The 13,015-nt window shown below is 69.8% G+C and carries 13 protein-coding genes and 1 other RNA gene; 4 read left to right on the forward strand and 10 right to left on the reverse strand.

Annotation, left to right across the window (positions count from 1 at the left end; translation table 11 throughout):
• Nucleotides 1–26 precede the first annotated feature (26 nt).
• From ssrA to ACK41C_RS09650, 4 genes are all read right to left on the reverse strand, one after another.
• Nucleotides 27–389, reverse strand: a transfer-messenger RNA (tmRNA) gene (ssrA, locus tag ACK41C_RS09635).
• Entirely contained in the window at nucleotides 355–1,287 is a 933-nt protein-coding gene (locus ACK41C_RS09640; protein WP_409653184.1) for a hypothetical protein, read from the reverse strand. The genes ssrA and ACK41C_RS09640 overlap by 35 nt, the downstream gene beginning before the upstream one ends.
• 10 nt (nucleotides 1,288–1,297) lie before the next feature.
• A complete protein-coding gene (gene ilvN, locus ACK41C_RS09645) occupies nucleotides 1,298–1,846 on the reverse strand; it encodes an acetolactate synthase small subunit (protein WP_409653186.1) in 549 nt (182 codons plus the stop codon).
• A 78-nt stretch (nucleotides 1,847–1,924) separates the two neighbouring features.
• Complete coding sequence (locus tag ACK41C_RS09650; protein WP_409653187.1) at nucleotides 1,925–2,428, reverse strand: hypothetical protein; 504 nt, start codon at nucleotides 2,426–2,428, stop codon at nucleotides 1,925–1,927.
• Between the two features lie 148 nt (nucleotides 2,429–2,576).
• On the opposite strand from ACK41C_RS09650, the gene ACK41C_RS09655 reads away from it, so the two are divergent.
• Together ACK41C_RS09655 and ACK41C_RS09660 are read left to right on the forward strand one after the other, a co-directional pair.
• Nucleotides 2,577–3,098 (forward strand): DUF1993 family protein, encoded by a 522-nt coding sequence (locus ACK41C_RS09655; RefSeq protein ID WP_409653189.1) that lies wholly within the window; start codon nucleotides 2,577–2,579, stop codon nucleotides 3,096–3,098.
• Nucleotides 3,099–3,184: 86 nt separating this feature from the next.
• A complete protein-coding gene (locus ACK41C_RS09660; protein ID WP_409653190.1) occupies nucleotides 3,185–3,895 on the forward strand; it encodes a Crp/Fnr family transcriptional regulator in 711 nt (236 codons plus the stop codon).
• 15 nt (nucleotides 3,896–3,910) lie between these two features.
• On the opposite strand, the gene ACK41C_RS09665 is transcribed toward ACK41C_RS09660, so the two are convergent.
• The 3 genes from ACK41C_RS09665 to miaA all read right to left on the reverse strand — a co-directional run bounded on the left by ACK41C_RS09665 (nucleotide 3,911) and on the right by miaA (nucleotide 8,428).
• Entirely contained in the window at nucleotides 3,911–5,434 is a 1,524-nt protein-coding gene (locus ACK41C_RS09665; protein ID WP_409653192.1) for a M20/M25/M40 family metallo-hydrolase, read from the reverse strand.
• 93 nt (nucleotides 5,435–5,527) lie between these two features.
• On the reverse strand, nucleotides 5,528–7,324 hold the full coding sequence (locus tag ACK41C_RS09670; protein ID WP_409653193.1) for an acetolactate synthase 3 large subunit: 1,797 nt from the start codon (nucleotides 7,322–7,324) through the stop codon (nucleotides 5,528–5,530).
• A 174-nt stretch (nucleotides 7,325–7,498) separates the two neighbouring features.
• Nucleotides 7,499–8,428, reverse strand: coding sequence for a tRNA (adenosine(37)-N6)-dimethylallyltransferase MiaA (gene miaA / locus ACK41C_RS09675; protein ID WP_409653194.1), 930 nt, complete (start codon nucleotides 8,426–8,428; stop codon nucleotides 7,499–7,501).
• Here miaA and serB point away from each other — a divergent pair.
• Entirely contained in the window at nucleotides 8,427–9,320 is an 894-nt protein-coding gene (gene serB / locus ACK41C_RS09680) for a phosphoserine phosphatase SerB (RefSeq protein WP_409653195.1), read from the forward strand. The two genes, miaA and serB, sit on opposite strands and share 2 nt — an antisense overlap.
• A gap of 49 nt (nucleotides 9,321–9,369) precedes the next feature.
• Complete coding sequence (locus ACK41C_RS09685) at nucleotides 9,370–10,035, forward strand: HAD family hydrolase (protein WP_409653197.1); 666 nt, start codon at nucleotides 9,370–9,372, stop codon at nucleotides 10,033–10,035.
• Here ACK41C_RS09685 and ACK41C_RS09690 read toward each other — a convergent pair.
• From ACK41C_RS09690 to hflK, 3 genes are all read right to left on the reverse strand, one after another.
• Nucleotides 10,019–10,843 carry a S1C family serine protease gene (locus ACK41C_RS09690; protein WP_409653199.1) on the reverse strand — a complete coding sequence of 275 codons (825 nt, stop codon included), beginning with the start codon at nucleotides 10,841–10,843 and terminating at the stop codon, nucleotides 10,019–10,021. The two genes, ACK41C_RS09685 and ACK41C_RS09690, sit on opposite strands and share 17 nt — an antisense overlap.
• A 67-nt stretch (nucleotides 10,844–10,910) precedes the next feature.
• The gene (hflC, locus tag ACK41C_RS09695; protein ID WP_409653201.1) at nucleotides 10,911–11,804 is read right to left on the reverse strand and encodes a protease modulator HflC; all 894 of its coding nucleotides are present in this window, start codon (nucleotides 11,802–11,804) and stop codon (nucleotides 10,911–10,913) included.
• Nucleotides 11,801–12,997, reverse strand: coding sequence for an FtsH protease activity modulator HflK (gene hflK / locus ACK41C_RS09700; protein WP_409653203.1), 1,197 nt, complete (start codon nucleotides 12,995–12,997; stop codon nucleotides 11,801–11,803). Before hflK ends, hflC begins: the two co-directional genes overlap by 4 nt.
• Between the last annotated feature and the right edge of the window lie 18 nt (nucleotides 12,998–13,015).

Here is a 13,015-nt window from a genome sequence, read left to right on the forward strand (position 1 = left end):
ATGGGTTCGATCGGCGTCGGCGTGAAAGTGGGGGCTTCTGTTGCCAGGCGCCCCCGAGCCCCGCCTAGCGCTGCTAAGACACTAGGGCTTTAGGTCGAAATCTATCGGACCGCTTACGCAGCCAGACGGACTTCTTCAGCGAAGTTGTCGTTCGCAGTTAGTTTAACGACCCGAAACGGTGGGTCATGCCGGGAGAAAGCAACACCTTTACACGTCTGTCGATGCTGATCGGCCCCATGCTCCCCGGCGACACCCGGAGGAAGAATTTGGTGGAGCCGCCGGGAATCGCACCCGGGTCCAGTCCGCTTATTTCGTGCGCGTTTATCTCCATAGTCGGACCGAAGCCCGACGCCCTCAATATAGGGCCGATGGATTAGGATTTGAAGAACCCGGCTCGACGTCCTCTTCGTCCGCGGGCGGCGCATCCTCCGGCTCGGCCGGGGGCGGTTCGAAGGTCGGCGGCAGCGTGCGGCCTTCCGGCGCAGGGTTCAGCCCGCCGCCGCCGGCGATCAGGCTCTCATAGGCGCGGCGGGCGCGGGCGAAGTCTGCGCCGGAGGGGAACAGCACGTCGAAACGCGGTTCGTGGCCCAGCGCCAGCGACAGCACGGCCTCCAGGACATCGGCGGCCTGACCGATCTCGGCGGGGTCGCAGGCCCGGCGCACCGAGCGCGCCTGACTGGGAACCAGCAGGGTGAGCTCATAGGAAACGCCGTCCACGCACAGCGCATCGGCGGCGTCGCCGCCCTCCACCACCCGCACATGCCGCGGCGCCGCCCACAGGGGATGGCTCCTCAGGGCCTGCAGGCGCTGGGCCCAGCCGGCCGGCGCCTCGGCGTCGAAGCCGACACGGCGTGCTATGCCGGGATCGCAGCAGCCCAGCCCCGCCCGGCCCTGCACGAAGACCTTGCCGTCCCGGCGGGCGGTGACGCGCACGATCGCCTGGCGGACCGAATTGGCCGGGCGCACGGCGACCTCCAGGATCATCTCGTCGCCGCGAACGATCTGGTTCTGCAGCGGCTGCAGCCCCCAGAGGCGGTAGAGCAGGGGATCATAGCCGTTGTCGACCTGCGGCGTCCGTTCGTTGCGGCGCAGGCGGCGGTCGCCGAGCGGATCGGCGGCTTCGGGCGGCAGGGGGCGCTTGTCATCCCACCAGCTCTGCGGGTCGGGCGGCGGCCAGGGCCAGTCGGAGGGCTGCACCGTCACGGGCTCGGTGCGCACCTGCGCGCCGGCCGGCGCGGCGAGAGACAGGATCAGCAGGCTTGCGGCAACGGCGCGGGCTGCGGCCAAGCGGCCCTCCTCACATCGCTTCGGCGCCCCTCGTGATGGAAAGCACGCCGGTCCGCGAGAGTTCCACCAAGCCTAGCGGGCGCATCAGGTCCACGAACTTGTCGATTTTGGACGACACGCCGGTGATCTCGAAGATGAAGCTGTCGATGGTGGTGTCCAGCACCTTGGCCCGGAAGATGTCGGCGATGCGCAGGGCCTCCACCCGGTCCGGGCCGCTGCCCTTCACCTTCACCAGGGCGAGCTCGCGCTCCAGGCCGTTGGGGTCGCGGGTCACGTCCTGGACGTGGCGGGTGGCGACCATCTTCTCCAGCTGAGCCTCGATCTGGGCGAGCACGTGCGGCGCCCCGCGGGTGACGATGGTGACGCGGCTGGTGTGGGCCCGTCGATCGGTCTCGGCGACGGTCAGGCTCTCGATATTGTAGCCGCGGGCCGCGAACAGCCCGACCAGCCGGTGCAGCACGCCGGGCTCGTTGTCGACCAGGATGGCGAAGGTGGCCAGGTTCTCGGCCTCCTCCTCGTGGGCGAGATCGTAGACGGAGGCGGGCTGGGTGTCGGACATGGTCGCTCGGGCTTGGGACGTTGGGTTCCGACGAGGTGTCACATGCCCGGCTCGGGGGCAAGCGGCCCGGGACCTGGTTCAGCGATGGTGCGCCTTGAAATAGCCGATCCGGGTCTCGGCGCCGCCTCGCCGCAGGGCGAGCGACCAGCGTCCGAAGGCCAGGTCGAAGCCGTCGGCGGGCAGGCCGGTGGTCAGGGACACCGCAGCCATCCGATCCGTGGGCCTGGGAACGATGGCGATCCCGAGATCGCCATTGGCCAGTCGCAGTAACGCCCCGTGCCGCAGAGGCTGGCGGAGCGGCGTGGTCAGCATGGGCAGGCCTTCGGTCTGGCCGGGCGCGAAGACCACCTCGTCCTCCACCGTGCCGAAGGGCTCGCGCAGGGCCGAGATCGGGATCGCGACCACCTGCACCTTCTCCACCTCGGCTGCGCCGAAGGCCACCACCAGCCGCTCGTCGCCCTCCCCAAGGTCGGTGGCCAGGCACAGCAGAGGCCGAAGGCCGTCCGCCGCGACGAACCAGCGCCCGGCCCGCAGGGCGCTGCGGTGCAGGATGCGGGGGAATCCCTCGAACGAGACCGGCATGGCGCCGTTATGGGGCCGAACCGCCGACTCTCGCCAGGCGAATTCCTCGCCGGCCACGCGAGCAAGCCGCTCGGCTTTGCTTTTCCGTCGCAGGCGCTGCGGATTGCCGCTATCTCAGCTCCACCCTTCGTCGGTCCTTGGAGCACCCATGGCGATTTCCCTCTACGACGCGACCATCGTCTCCTTCCTGCAGACGCTCGGCGGGGTGTCGGGCTTCCTCGAGCGGGGGCTCTCCCACTGCCAGGACAACAACATCGACCCGCAGGAGATCGTCGAGACGCGGCTGTTCCCGGACATGCTGCCCTTCTGGTTCCAGGTCTCTTCGGTGGCCCACCACACCCAGGGCGCCGTCGAGGGCGTGCGCCAGGGCGTCTTCTCTCCCGGCGGGGCCCAGCCGCCGCTCAGCTATGCGGACCTGCAGAAGCTGGTGGCCGACGCCACGGCGGCGCTGAAGGCGCTCGATCCGGCCGAGGTGAACGCCTTCGAGGGGCGTGACATGGCCTTCCAGTTCGGGGAGCGCCGGCTGCCCTTCACGGCCGAAGGCTTCCTGCTCTCCTTCTCGATGCCCAATCTGCATTTCCACGCCACCACCGCCTACGACATCCTGCGGATGAAGGGCGTGCCGCTGGGCAAGCGCGACTATATGGGGCAGCTGCGCCTGAAGATGTGAGGCCGCGCGGCTCCAATTTTCTCCCTCCGCGTTGACCCTTGGGGAATTGGGCCGCGCATGCGCGCGGCTCGCGCGGAGGGACGACCGTGGCCTGGGTCAATCGCGTGCTGGAGGTGCTGCCGCAGGCGGAGCTCAGGCTTTTAGAGCCCCAGCTCGAGCGGGTCGATCTCGTGCGCAACACCATCCTCGTGGAGGAGGGAACCAACGCACAGCACGTCTTTCTACCGGTCAACTGCATCCTCTCCGTCATGACGGCGATGCGGGACGGGTCCCTTGTGGAGAGCCGTACGATCGGGCGGGAAGGCGGTTTCGGCCTGCTCCACGCCCTGGGCGCGCGGCTGTCGTTCGAGCGGCTCGAGGTTCAGGTGAGCGGCGAGGCCTGGCGCCTGCCCATCGGCGCGCTGGAGGCCCGCGCCACCGAAAGTCCCGAGGTTCGCCGGGAACTCGTCCGGCACGCCCAGGCGACGCTCGTTCAGTCCGCCCAGGCGACGGCGTGCAACGCGCTCCATGCGGCGGAACAGAGGCTTTGCCGCTGGCTCTTGCTGACCCAGGACCGGCTGGGCGCCGATCTGCTGCCGCTTACCCAGGAGCACCTGTCGATCATGCTTGGGGTGCAGCGAACCACGGTCACCGGTCTGGCTTCGGCCCTGCAGGCGAAGGGCCTTATCTCCTACAGTCGGGGCAAGATACGTATTCTCGACCGGCCCTCGCTCGAGCGCTGCGCCTGCGAGTGCTACGAGGCCGTGACGAGGGGCGCCGAGCGGATGCTTGCGGATCCGGTGAGCTACGGGGCCTAGAAGCGCGGCGCCTCGTCAGCGGATCGACGCGATCTCGTAGAGGAAGTCCACATAGCCCATCGTGGCGCCCACGAGGCCCTCGACCTTGGGATTACTGGACTCGATCACATAGTACTCGTCAGGCGCGTGGGCGCCCGAACCGTGGCCCAGGCCGAACTGCCCGGCCGGCAGGCTGACCGGCGGCGAGGTGAAGACCGCCCCCGGCCACGAGCCTGCCAGCCTCGGATAGACGGTGACCGGCACGCCGCGCTTTTCGTAGGTGGCGATCTCGGCGCGGATCAGCCGGCTGTTCTCGTCGGTCTCGGTCGGGTCGTAGCCGCCGCTGACATTGACCTCGATGTCGGAGAAACCGCGCTTGTCGAGGTGGGCGCGCAGCTTGGCGACGGCGTCCTCCATGGTCTGGTTCGGCACCAGCCGCATGTCGATCTTGGCCACGGCGCGCCCGGGCAGGATGGTCTTGCCGCCGGGGCCGGTATAGCCGGAGACCAAGCCCTCGATATTGATCGTGGGCTGGGACGCCAACCGCTCCAGCGCCTTGTCCCAGGGCAGGTCGTCGATCCAGCGGTCGACGCCCAGGGCGACCTTGGCGTCGGCCTCGCTCATCTGCCGGGCGGCCAGGGCCAGCAGCTCCTTCTCGCGTGGGGTCAGCGGCCGCACCTTGTCGAAGAAGCCGTCGACGACAGGCGTGTTGCCGTCGGGCGTGACCAGGGTCTGCAGCGCCTGGATCAGACGCCAGGCGGGGCTGTCGACGATGGCCTTCTGGCTGGAATGGATGTCGGTCTTAGGGCCGCGGCCCCATTTCGCGCCGCTGGCCACCAGCTCCAGTTCGGCGATACCCTTGGCGCCTAGATTGACGCTGACCCCGCCGTTGGACGGGCTCTGCCAGCCGGCCGGGATCACCACGCCCTCGCACTTCTTCAGGGCGGCCAGGACGTTCGGCCTGGTGACGATCTGCCGGAAATTGGGGCTGCCGATCTCCTCCTCGCCCTCGCAGACCAGCGCGATGTTCACCGGCGGCTTCCTGCCGGCCGCGCGCAGGGCGTGCAGGGCGGCCAGGAAGGTGGCTTCCGGCCCCTTCTGGTTCACCGCGCCTCGGCCCATGATCACCTTGCCGAAGCCGGGCTTGTCGACGATCCGGGCCTCCAGCGGCGGACTCGACCATTCCGCCGGATCGTACTGCTTCACGTCGTACATGAAGTAGATGCCCATCCAGCGCTTGGCGCCCACGTCGAGGGTGGCGAACACGCCCGGATGGCCGTCGGTGGGGATGCGCTCCACATGCTGGAACCCGGCGTCGCGCGCCAGGTCCATCACGTAGCGGCAGCCTTCCTCCATGTTCAGGTTCTCGGCCGCGATGGAGGGCAGGGCGATCCAGTCCTGGATGCGCTTGACCGAGGCGTCATAGCCTTGCTCGGCGGCCCGCCGCACGGCCGCCATGTCGCCGCTCTGGGCGAAGGCGAGGCCGGGCGCAAACAGGCCGGCTGCGGCGGCCCCCGCCAACAGCGTCCGGCGGTTCTGAAGAAGCAGTTCGTCGGACATTCCCATCCCTCCCGCAATCCTGGGTGGGATTAGGAACGCGAGACTCAGCGAGGGGCAAGCCGATCCGGCGGACCGGCGTTCGCCGAGCCGCCCTCAGACCAGCCGCTTGCCCGCGTCGTCGATGATCGAGCCCAGGTCGCGCGCCTCCTCGGCCATGATCATCTCGTTGTGGGCCTTGCCCGAGGGGATCATGGGGAAGCAGTTCTCTTCCTTGGTCACCCGGCAGTCGAACAGCACCGGGCCGTCATATTCGATCATCTCGCGGATCTTGGCGTCCAGCTCGTCGGGGTGCTCGGCGCGCAGGCCGAGGCACCCGAAGGCCTCGGCCATCTTCACGAAGTCCGGCAGGCTGGCCGAATAGGAGTGGGAGTAACGCTCGCCATGCAGCAGCTGCTGCCACTGGCGCACCATGCCCATCCATTCGTTGTTGAGGATGAAGATCTTGATCGGCAGGCCGTACTGAATGGCCGTCGACATCTCCTGCATGGTCATCTGGACGCTGGCGTCGCCGGCGATGTCGATGACCAGGCTGTCCGGGTGCGCCACCTGCACGCCCACCGCCGCCGGCAGGCCGTAACCCATGGTGCCGAGGCCGCCGGAGGTCATCCAGCGGTTCGGCTGGTCGAAGTGGAAGAACTGGGCGGCCCACATCTGGTGCTGGCCGACCTCGGTGGTGACATAGACGTCGCGGTCCTTGGTCAGCTCGTAGAGCCGCTGGATGGCGTGCTGCGGCTTGATGAGATTGCTGTCCGGCCGGTAGCGGAAGGAGTGACGCGCGCGCCAAGCCTCGATCTGTCGCCACCAGTCGTCCAGCGCCGCCTTGTCGGTGGCGAACTGGCGATCCTTCCAGGCGGCGATCAGGTCCTCCAGCACGCTGGCGGCGTCGCCGACGATGCCGATGTCGGCGCGGACGTTCTTGGAGATCGACGACGCGTCGATGTCGATGTGGATCTTCTTCGAATGCGGGGCGAAGGCGTCCAGCCGCCCGGTGACCCGATCGTCGAAGCGCGCGCCGACCGCCACCATGACGTCGCAGTCGTGCATGGCGTTGTTGGCCTCGAACGAGCCGTGCATGCCGACCATCCCGAGCCAGGCAGGGTCCGAGGCCGGGAAGGCGCCCAGACCCATCAGCGTGGAGGTGACCGGCGCGCCGGTCAGTTTGGCGAACTCGCGCAGCAGTTCCGAGGCCTTGGGGCCGGCGTTGATGACCCCGCCGCCGGTATAGAGGATCGGCCGCCGCGCCTGGGCGATCAGGGCCGCGGCCTCGGCGATCTTGTGCGGCTCGGCCTTCACCCGCGGGCGATAGTCGTGGGCGTGCTTGACCTCGGCCGGGCCGCGATAGGCGCCGCGCCCGAACTGGACGTCCTTGGGAATGTCGATGACCACCGGACCCGGGCGGCCGGAGGTGGCGATGTGGAACGCCTCGTGCATCACGCGCGGCAGTTCGGCCACGTCCTTGACCAGGTAGTTGTGCTTGGTCACCGGCCGGGTGATCCCGATGGTGTCGCACTCCTGGAAGGCGTCGGTGCCGATCAGGTGGGTGGCGACCTGGCCGGTGATGACCACCAGGGGGATGGAGTCCATCAGGGCGTCGACGATGCCGGTCACGGCATTGGTCGCGCCGGGGCCGGAGGTGACCAGCACCACGCCGGGCTTGCCGGTGGAGCGGGCGTAGCCCTCGGCCGCATGGGTGGCGCCCTGCTCGTGGCGGACCAGGACGTGGCGCAGGCGCGGCTCGGAGAACAGCGCGTCGTAGATCGGCAGCACCGCCCCGCCGGGATAGCCGAACAGCACCTCCACACCCTGGTCGATCAGGGCGCGGACGACGATCTCCGCGCCGGTCAGGGTCTCGGCGTCGGCTTGGGCTTCGATGGTCTGGTGGGCGGTCATCGGGGCGGGACCTGGGTTGGCGGCAAGAAAAAAGGCCCTCGAGGGGCCTGGGTGCGAGCGACCGTTCACGGCTGACGTCAGGGGTCAGTCCGCGGCGGGTCGCCTTACGAGTACAAGAATCTCGCGCACGAGCATTCTCCGAAACAAGTTGCTGTGGCTCATGCCATGCCCGTCTCAGGGCGTCAAGGCGGGGTGCAGCGCAAGAAACTGCCTCCACTGGCCCTCGTGGCTTTCCGCATCGAGGCGGGGCCATCCGGCCATCCGGCCGCGCATCCAGGTGGCCTGGCGCTTGGCGTAGCGGCGGGTCTCGCGCTGGGCGGCTTCCAGCGCCCCCTCCAGGCCGGTCTCGCCGCGCAGGTGGGCGGCGAACTCGCGATAGCCTACCGCCTTCATCGCCGGCAGATCGGGGGAGAGCCGGCGCGCAGCGAGTGCGGCCACTTCCTCCAGCACCCCCTCGTGCACCATGGCCTCCAGCCGCGCGTCGCAGCGGGCGTAGAGGGCCGAGCGGGGCGGGTCGAGGGCGACGGCGTTCCAGCTTCCGGGCGGCAGGGGCGGTTCGGTGCGCGTCTGCCAGTCGGAGAGCGCGATCCCGGTGGTCGCCAGCACTTCCCACGCCCGCACCAGGCGCTGGCGGTCGCCGGGCGCGATGCGCGCAGCCGCCGCAGGGTCGCCCTCCGCCAGCCGGGTGCGGAACCGGGCTTCGCCCAGGGCGGCGAAGTCCGCCTCCGCCGCCTGCCGCACCTCTGCAGGCGTCGGAGGAATCTCGGCCAAGCCTGCGGTCAGAGCCTGGAAATAGAGACCGGTCCCGCCGACCACCACCGCCTCGCGCCCGCGCCCGGCGATCTCCCGCAAGGCCTCCGTCGCCGCCCGCAGCCAGCGGCCGACGGACCAGCCGTCCGCCGCGTCCACGGTTCCGAACAGATGATGCGGCGCTTGCGCCACCTCCTCGGGCGAGGGGCGGGCGGTCAGGATGCGCAGGTCGGCATAGAGCTGCAGGGCGTCGGCGTTGACGATCTCCGCCTCACGCGCCTGGGCCAGGCGCAAGGCGAGCGCCGACTTGCCGCTTGCCGTCGGGCCGGCGATCAGCCAGATGCGGGGCTCCATGCAGATCGCTCTCACCCTCGTCGGTCCCGACCCGGACGCGGCCGCCGCCGCCGTCTCGACACTTGTCCCAGCGCTCGCAGGCGCGCACGCCCGCGTCAAGGAGCCGCGCGTGCTCGGCCCAGGCGCGGTCGACCTGCTCGTGGAGGCCGAGAACGTCGCCGCCGTGCGCGCCGCCGCCGAAGCGGCCCTGGCCGATTGGCCGCTCGATGTCTGCGCGCAAGGCTGGAACGGTCGGAAGAAGCGTCTGCTGGTCGCCGACATGGATTCCACCATCATCGGCTGCGAGTGCATCGATGAGCTGGCTGACTTCGCCGGGGTGAAAGAACAGGTCGCCGCCATCACCGAGCGCGCCATGCGCGGAGAGCTCGATTTCGAAGGCGCCCTTCGCGAGCGGGTCGCCATGCTGAAGGGCCTGCCGGTTTCGGTGCTGGCGCGGGCCTATGAGGAGCGGGTGCGGCTCAATCCCGGCGCGCGGACCCTGGTGCGGACCATGGCGGCGAACGGCGCGCGCGCGGTGTTGGTCTCCGGCGGCTTCACATTCTTCACCCGCCGGGTGGCCGAGGCGGCCGGCTTCCACCTGCAGCGGGCCAACACGCTGAACGAGGCCGACGGGGCGCTGGCGGGGACGGTGGGCGAGCCGATCCTGGGGCGCGAGGCCAAGCTCGCGACCCTGCGCGAGGAGGCGGCGGCGCTCGGCCTGGAGGCTTCGGAAACCCTCGCCGTGGGCGACGGGGCCAACGACCTGGCGATGATCGAGGCCGCCGGCCTGGGCGTGGCCTATCGCGCCAAGCCGATCGTCGCGGCCCAGGCCGACGCCAAGGTGGACCATGCCGACCTGACCGCGCTGCTCCACTTCCAGGGCTACAGCGCCGATCAGTTCGTTACGGATTGAAGCGGGGATTGATTTCCGCCGTCGCCGCGGCGTCGGCTAAAGCCCGGCCATGAGCCTTCCCCGCCCCCCGAAAGCCGTCGTCTTCGACATGGACGGCCTCCTGGTCGACACCGAGGTGGTCTATCGCGAGGCGATGTTGGCCGCAGCCCTCGCCGACGGCCTCGAGTTTCCCGACGAGCTCTTCCGGAGCCTGATCGGGCTCTCATGGCCGGCGAATGCGGAGATCCTGCAGGGCCACTATGGGCCGCGTTTCGATCCCGAGGCGTTCAAGATCGAGACCGTGCGCCGCTTTCACGACCTGCTCCACGCCGGCGTGGCTCTGAAGGCCGGCGTGCTGGAGATCCTCGACCTGCTCGACGAGATCGGGATTCCCCGCGGCGTCGCCACCTCGTCCGGACGCGAGGCGGTGGACCATCACCTGGGCGGCCACGGTCTCCTTGACCGCTTCCACGCCATCAAGGCCGCGGGCGACTATGCGCGCTCCAAGCCGGCGTCGGATCCCTACCTGGCCGCGGCGGAGGCGCTGGGCGTGCCGCCCGAGCACTGCCTGGCGCTGGAAGACAGCCACAACGGCGTCCGAGCCGCCGCCGCCGCCGGCATGATGACGATCATGGTGCCCGACCTGCTCGACCCGACCGAGGAGATGCGGAGCCTCTGCATCCGCATCGCCCGGGACCTCCACGAGGTCTTGGATCTGATCAGGGCGACTGGTTAGGGGCGGCCGGAAGATCGGCAGGCGGGGCGCCCATCGGCGGGGCGGCCGTTCCGTCCATCACCGCCTTGGCGCGGTCGAGGACGGTCTTCACCACATTGGACGGAATGGCGAAGGCGAGGCCCGCCCCCGGCGCGCCGCGGGACTCCCGCGCGGTCGCCACGCCGATCACCTGGCCGCCGGCGTTCATCAGCGGCCCGCCGGATCCGCCGGCGGTCAGCGCCGCATCGGTCTGGATGAAGGCCTGGACCGGCCCCCGCAAGGCGCCGTCCTCGAAGTCCGGCGCGCCGCCGATGCCGATCTGACGGTTGACCGTGGAGACGATGCCCGAGGTCGCGGTGCCCGTGAGGCCGAAGGGCGCGCCCATCAGCACCACCGGCTCCCCCGCCTTCACCCGGTTGGAATCGGCCAGCGGAAGGGCCTGCAGCGGCTTGGACGGCGTCGTGCGGAAGACGGCGGTGTCGGCCGCCTCGTCCGCCAGCACCAGCTCGGCCCGGCCCACCGTGCCGTCGATATAGACGATGTTGACCACCGGCATGCCGCCGGCGACGTGGGCGGCGGTGACGATCAGGCCGCCGGAGTCGACCACGAAGCCGGAGCCCATGGGCATGGCGTCCGGCCCGCCCGGCGCGCCGGCGACGCTCAGCATCACCGTGGCCTGCTGTCCCCGTTCCACGGCGGTCACGAAGCCCTCGCCCCCGCGCACGCGCGGCGCGTCGTCTCCCCCGCGGGCGATCGCCGCGATCAGCAGGATCAGGATCAGGACGCCGATCACGCCCGCGGCGGCGAGCAGAATCCGTTCGGTGCGCATGCCGCCTCCGGTCAAGGTTCACGCAGGCACATAGCGCGGCAGGCGGTGTCGGGTTCCCGACGGGGCGTCAGCGGCCGGAAGGACCCCGATCGAAATACCGGAAGAAGGCGCTGTCGGGCGAGAGCACCATGGTGGTGTCCCCCTGACCCAGCGACGCCTCATAGGCCTGCATCGAGCGGTAAAAGGCCGCGAAGCCGGGATCCCGGCCGAAGCTGTCGGCGAAGATCCGCGTGCGCAGGGCGTCGCCCTCGCCTCGGGTGGTCTCGGCCTCCTGGCGGGCGGTGGCGAGCGTGATGGCCACGTCGCGGTCGGCGGTGGCGATGATCTCGCGCTTGCGCTGCTCGCCCTCGGCGCGGTGCTGTGCGGCCAGCTGCTGGCGGGCCGTCTGCATCCGGCGATAGACGTTGGCCTGGTTCTCCGGCGGGTAATCGGCGCGCTTGATCCGCACGTCGACAATGTCGATCCCGAAGCGGGAGGCCTTGGCCCGCGCGTCCACGTCGGCCGTGGTCTGGGCCAGCAGGGCGCCGCGCCGGCCGGAGATGATGTCGGCGGGCGTGGCGGAACCCAGCACCTGCCGCAGCGAGGAGTTCACCAGCCGCTCGATCCGGTCCTGCGCCGTCCGTTCGTCGCGCAAGGTGCGGTAGAACTGCAGCGGGTCGGAGATGCGGTAGCGAACGAAGGCGTCCACCACCAGGCGGCGCTGGTCGGCGGCGATGATCTCTTCCTGGGCGGACTCCAGCGCCAGGTTGCGCTTGTCGAACTTCACCACCTGTTCGATGAAGGGGGCCTTCACCTTCAGGCCCGGGCTGGGCGGCCCGCGGTGGGCGTTGATGACCCGCACGGGGTTGCCGAGGTTCACCACCACGGCCTGCTCGCGCTGGCCGACCACGAAGAAGGTCTGGGACAGGACGACGAGGATCGCGACCGCGATCACCGCCAGGACGATCTGGCGCTGGGTCATCGGCGGACCTCCCCGTTGGACTGGACCTGGGGTTGGGCTTGGACCTGCGTTTCCGGCGCCTCTACCGGCGCGCCGCGGCCGACGGCGCCGGCCCGGGGCCGAAACACATCGGGCGGCAGGATGATCGGCGCGCTGGCGCCCTTGCCGTCGATGATCACCTTGTTCGAATTCTGGAGCACGCGCTGCATGGTCTCGACATAGAGCCGCTCGCGCGTCACGTCGGGGGCGCGGCGGTATTCGGTATAGATCTGGTCGAAGCGGGCGGCGTCGCCGGTCGCCTCACGCACGGCCTGTTCGCGATAGCCTTGGGCCGACTGGATGATGCGGGCCGCATCGCCCTCCGCCTCGTTGACCACCCGGTTGCGGTAGGCGTTGGCCTCGTTGACCGCCGATTCCTTGTCCTGCTCGGCGTTGGTCACGTCCCGGAAGGCGGCGATGACTTCTCGCGGCGGGTTGGCGGAGCGAATCTGCACTTCCACCACGCTCACCCCGGCCCCCCAGGAATCCAGCACGCGCTGCATCAGCTCGGCCGCTTGGCGCTGGACCTGTCCGCGGCCGGTCGTCAGCACGATATCCAGCGGCGTCTTGCCGACGACCTCGCGCATGGCGCTCTCAGCCACCGCCTTCACCGAGACTTCCGGGTCCCGCAAGGTGAAGACGAAGCGCGGTGCGTCGGACACCCGCCAGGTGACGCTGAATTCGAGGTCGATGATGTTCTCATCGCCGGTCAGCATCAGGCTTTCTTCGGGAAGCGGATTGTTGCTGGAGCCGCCCACGTCGATGCGGTTCAGGCTGGTCACCGCCACCTTCTCCACGCGTTCGATGGGCGCGGGCAAGTGATAGCGGACGCCGGGGCCTTCGGAGCGCGTATGGGCGCCGAAGGTCATCACCACCGCCTGCTCGTTGGGCTGGACGATATAAAAGCCCGAAAGCGCCCAGAGGCCGAAGCCGACCGCCGCCATGGCGGCTATGGCGCCCGGGCGCACGCCCTGGCCGCCGGGGCCGTTGAAGAAGTCGCGCAGCCGACGGCGGAGACGCTCGATCGTCTCGTTCAGGTCGTCGGGACCGCGGGGGCCGCGCGGCCCGCCGCCCAGCGGCCGGCGAGGGCCGGGACGGTTGTTCCTGTCGCGGTCGCCGTCGTTGGGCGAGGGAGACCCCCAGGGGCCGGGGTTTGCGTTATCGTTCCAAGGCATCCAGGTCGCGTCGTTATG

This window comes from Phenylobacterium sp. (assembly GCF_046290725.1).
GTDB lineage: Bacteria > Pseudomonadota > Alphaproteobacteria > Caulobacterales > Caulobacteraceae > Phenylobacterium.

Excerpts from the sequence above, each read along its gene's own strand:
- serB (WP_409653195.1), top strand. The coding sequence starts at position 8,427 with ATGCAGATCGCTCTCACCCTCGTCGGTCCCGACCCGGACGCGGCCGCC.
- hflK (WP_409653203.1), bottom strand. The coding sequence starts at position 12,997 with ATGCCTTGGAACGATAACGCAAACCCCGGCCCCTGGGGGTCTCCCTCG.
- ACK41C_RS09685 (WP_409653197.1), top strand. The coding sequence starts at position 9,370 with ATGAGCCTTCCCCGCCCCCCGAAAGCCGTCGTCTTCGACATGGACGGC.
- ACK41C_RS09665 (WP_409653192.1), bottom strand. The coding sequence starts at position 5,434 with ATGTCCGACGAACTGCTTCTTCAGAACCGCCGGACGCTGTTGGCGGGG.
- ACK41C_RS09655 (WP_409653189.1), top strand. The coding sequence starts at position 2,577 with ATGGCGATTTCCCTCTACGACGCGACCATCGTCTCCTTCCTGCAGACG.
- ACK41C_RS09690 (WP_409653199.1), bottom strand. The coding sequence starts at position 10,843 with ATGCGCACCGAACGGATTCTGCTCGCCGCCGCGGGCGTGATCGGCGTC.
- ilvN (WP_409653186.1), bottom strand. The coding sequence starts at position 1,846 with ATGTCCGACACCCAGCCCGCCTCCGTCTACGATCTCGCCCACGAGGAG.
- miaA (WP_409653194.1), bottom strand. The coding sequence starts at position 8,428 with ATGGAGCCCCGCATCTGGCTGATCGCCGGCCCGACGGCAAGCGGCAAG.
- ACK41C_RS09670 (WP_409653193.1), bottom strand. The coding sequence starts at position 7,324 with ATGACCGCCCACCAGACCATCGAAGCCCAAGCCGACGCCGAGACCCTG.
- hflC (WP_409653201.1), bottom strand. The coding sequence starts at position 11,804 with ATGACCCAGCGCCAGATCGTCCTGGCGGTGATCGCGGTCGCGATCCTC.
- ACK41C_RS09650 (WP_409653187.1), bottom strand. The coding sequence starts at position 2,428 with ATGCCGGTCTCGTTCGAGGGATTCCCCCGCATCCTGCACCGCAGCGCC.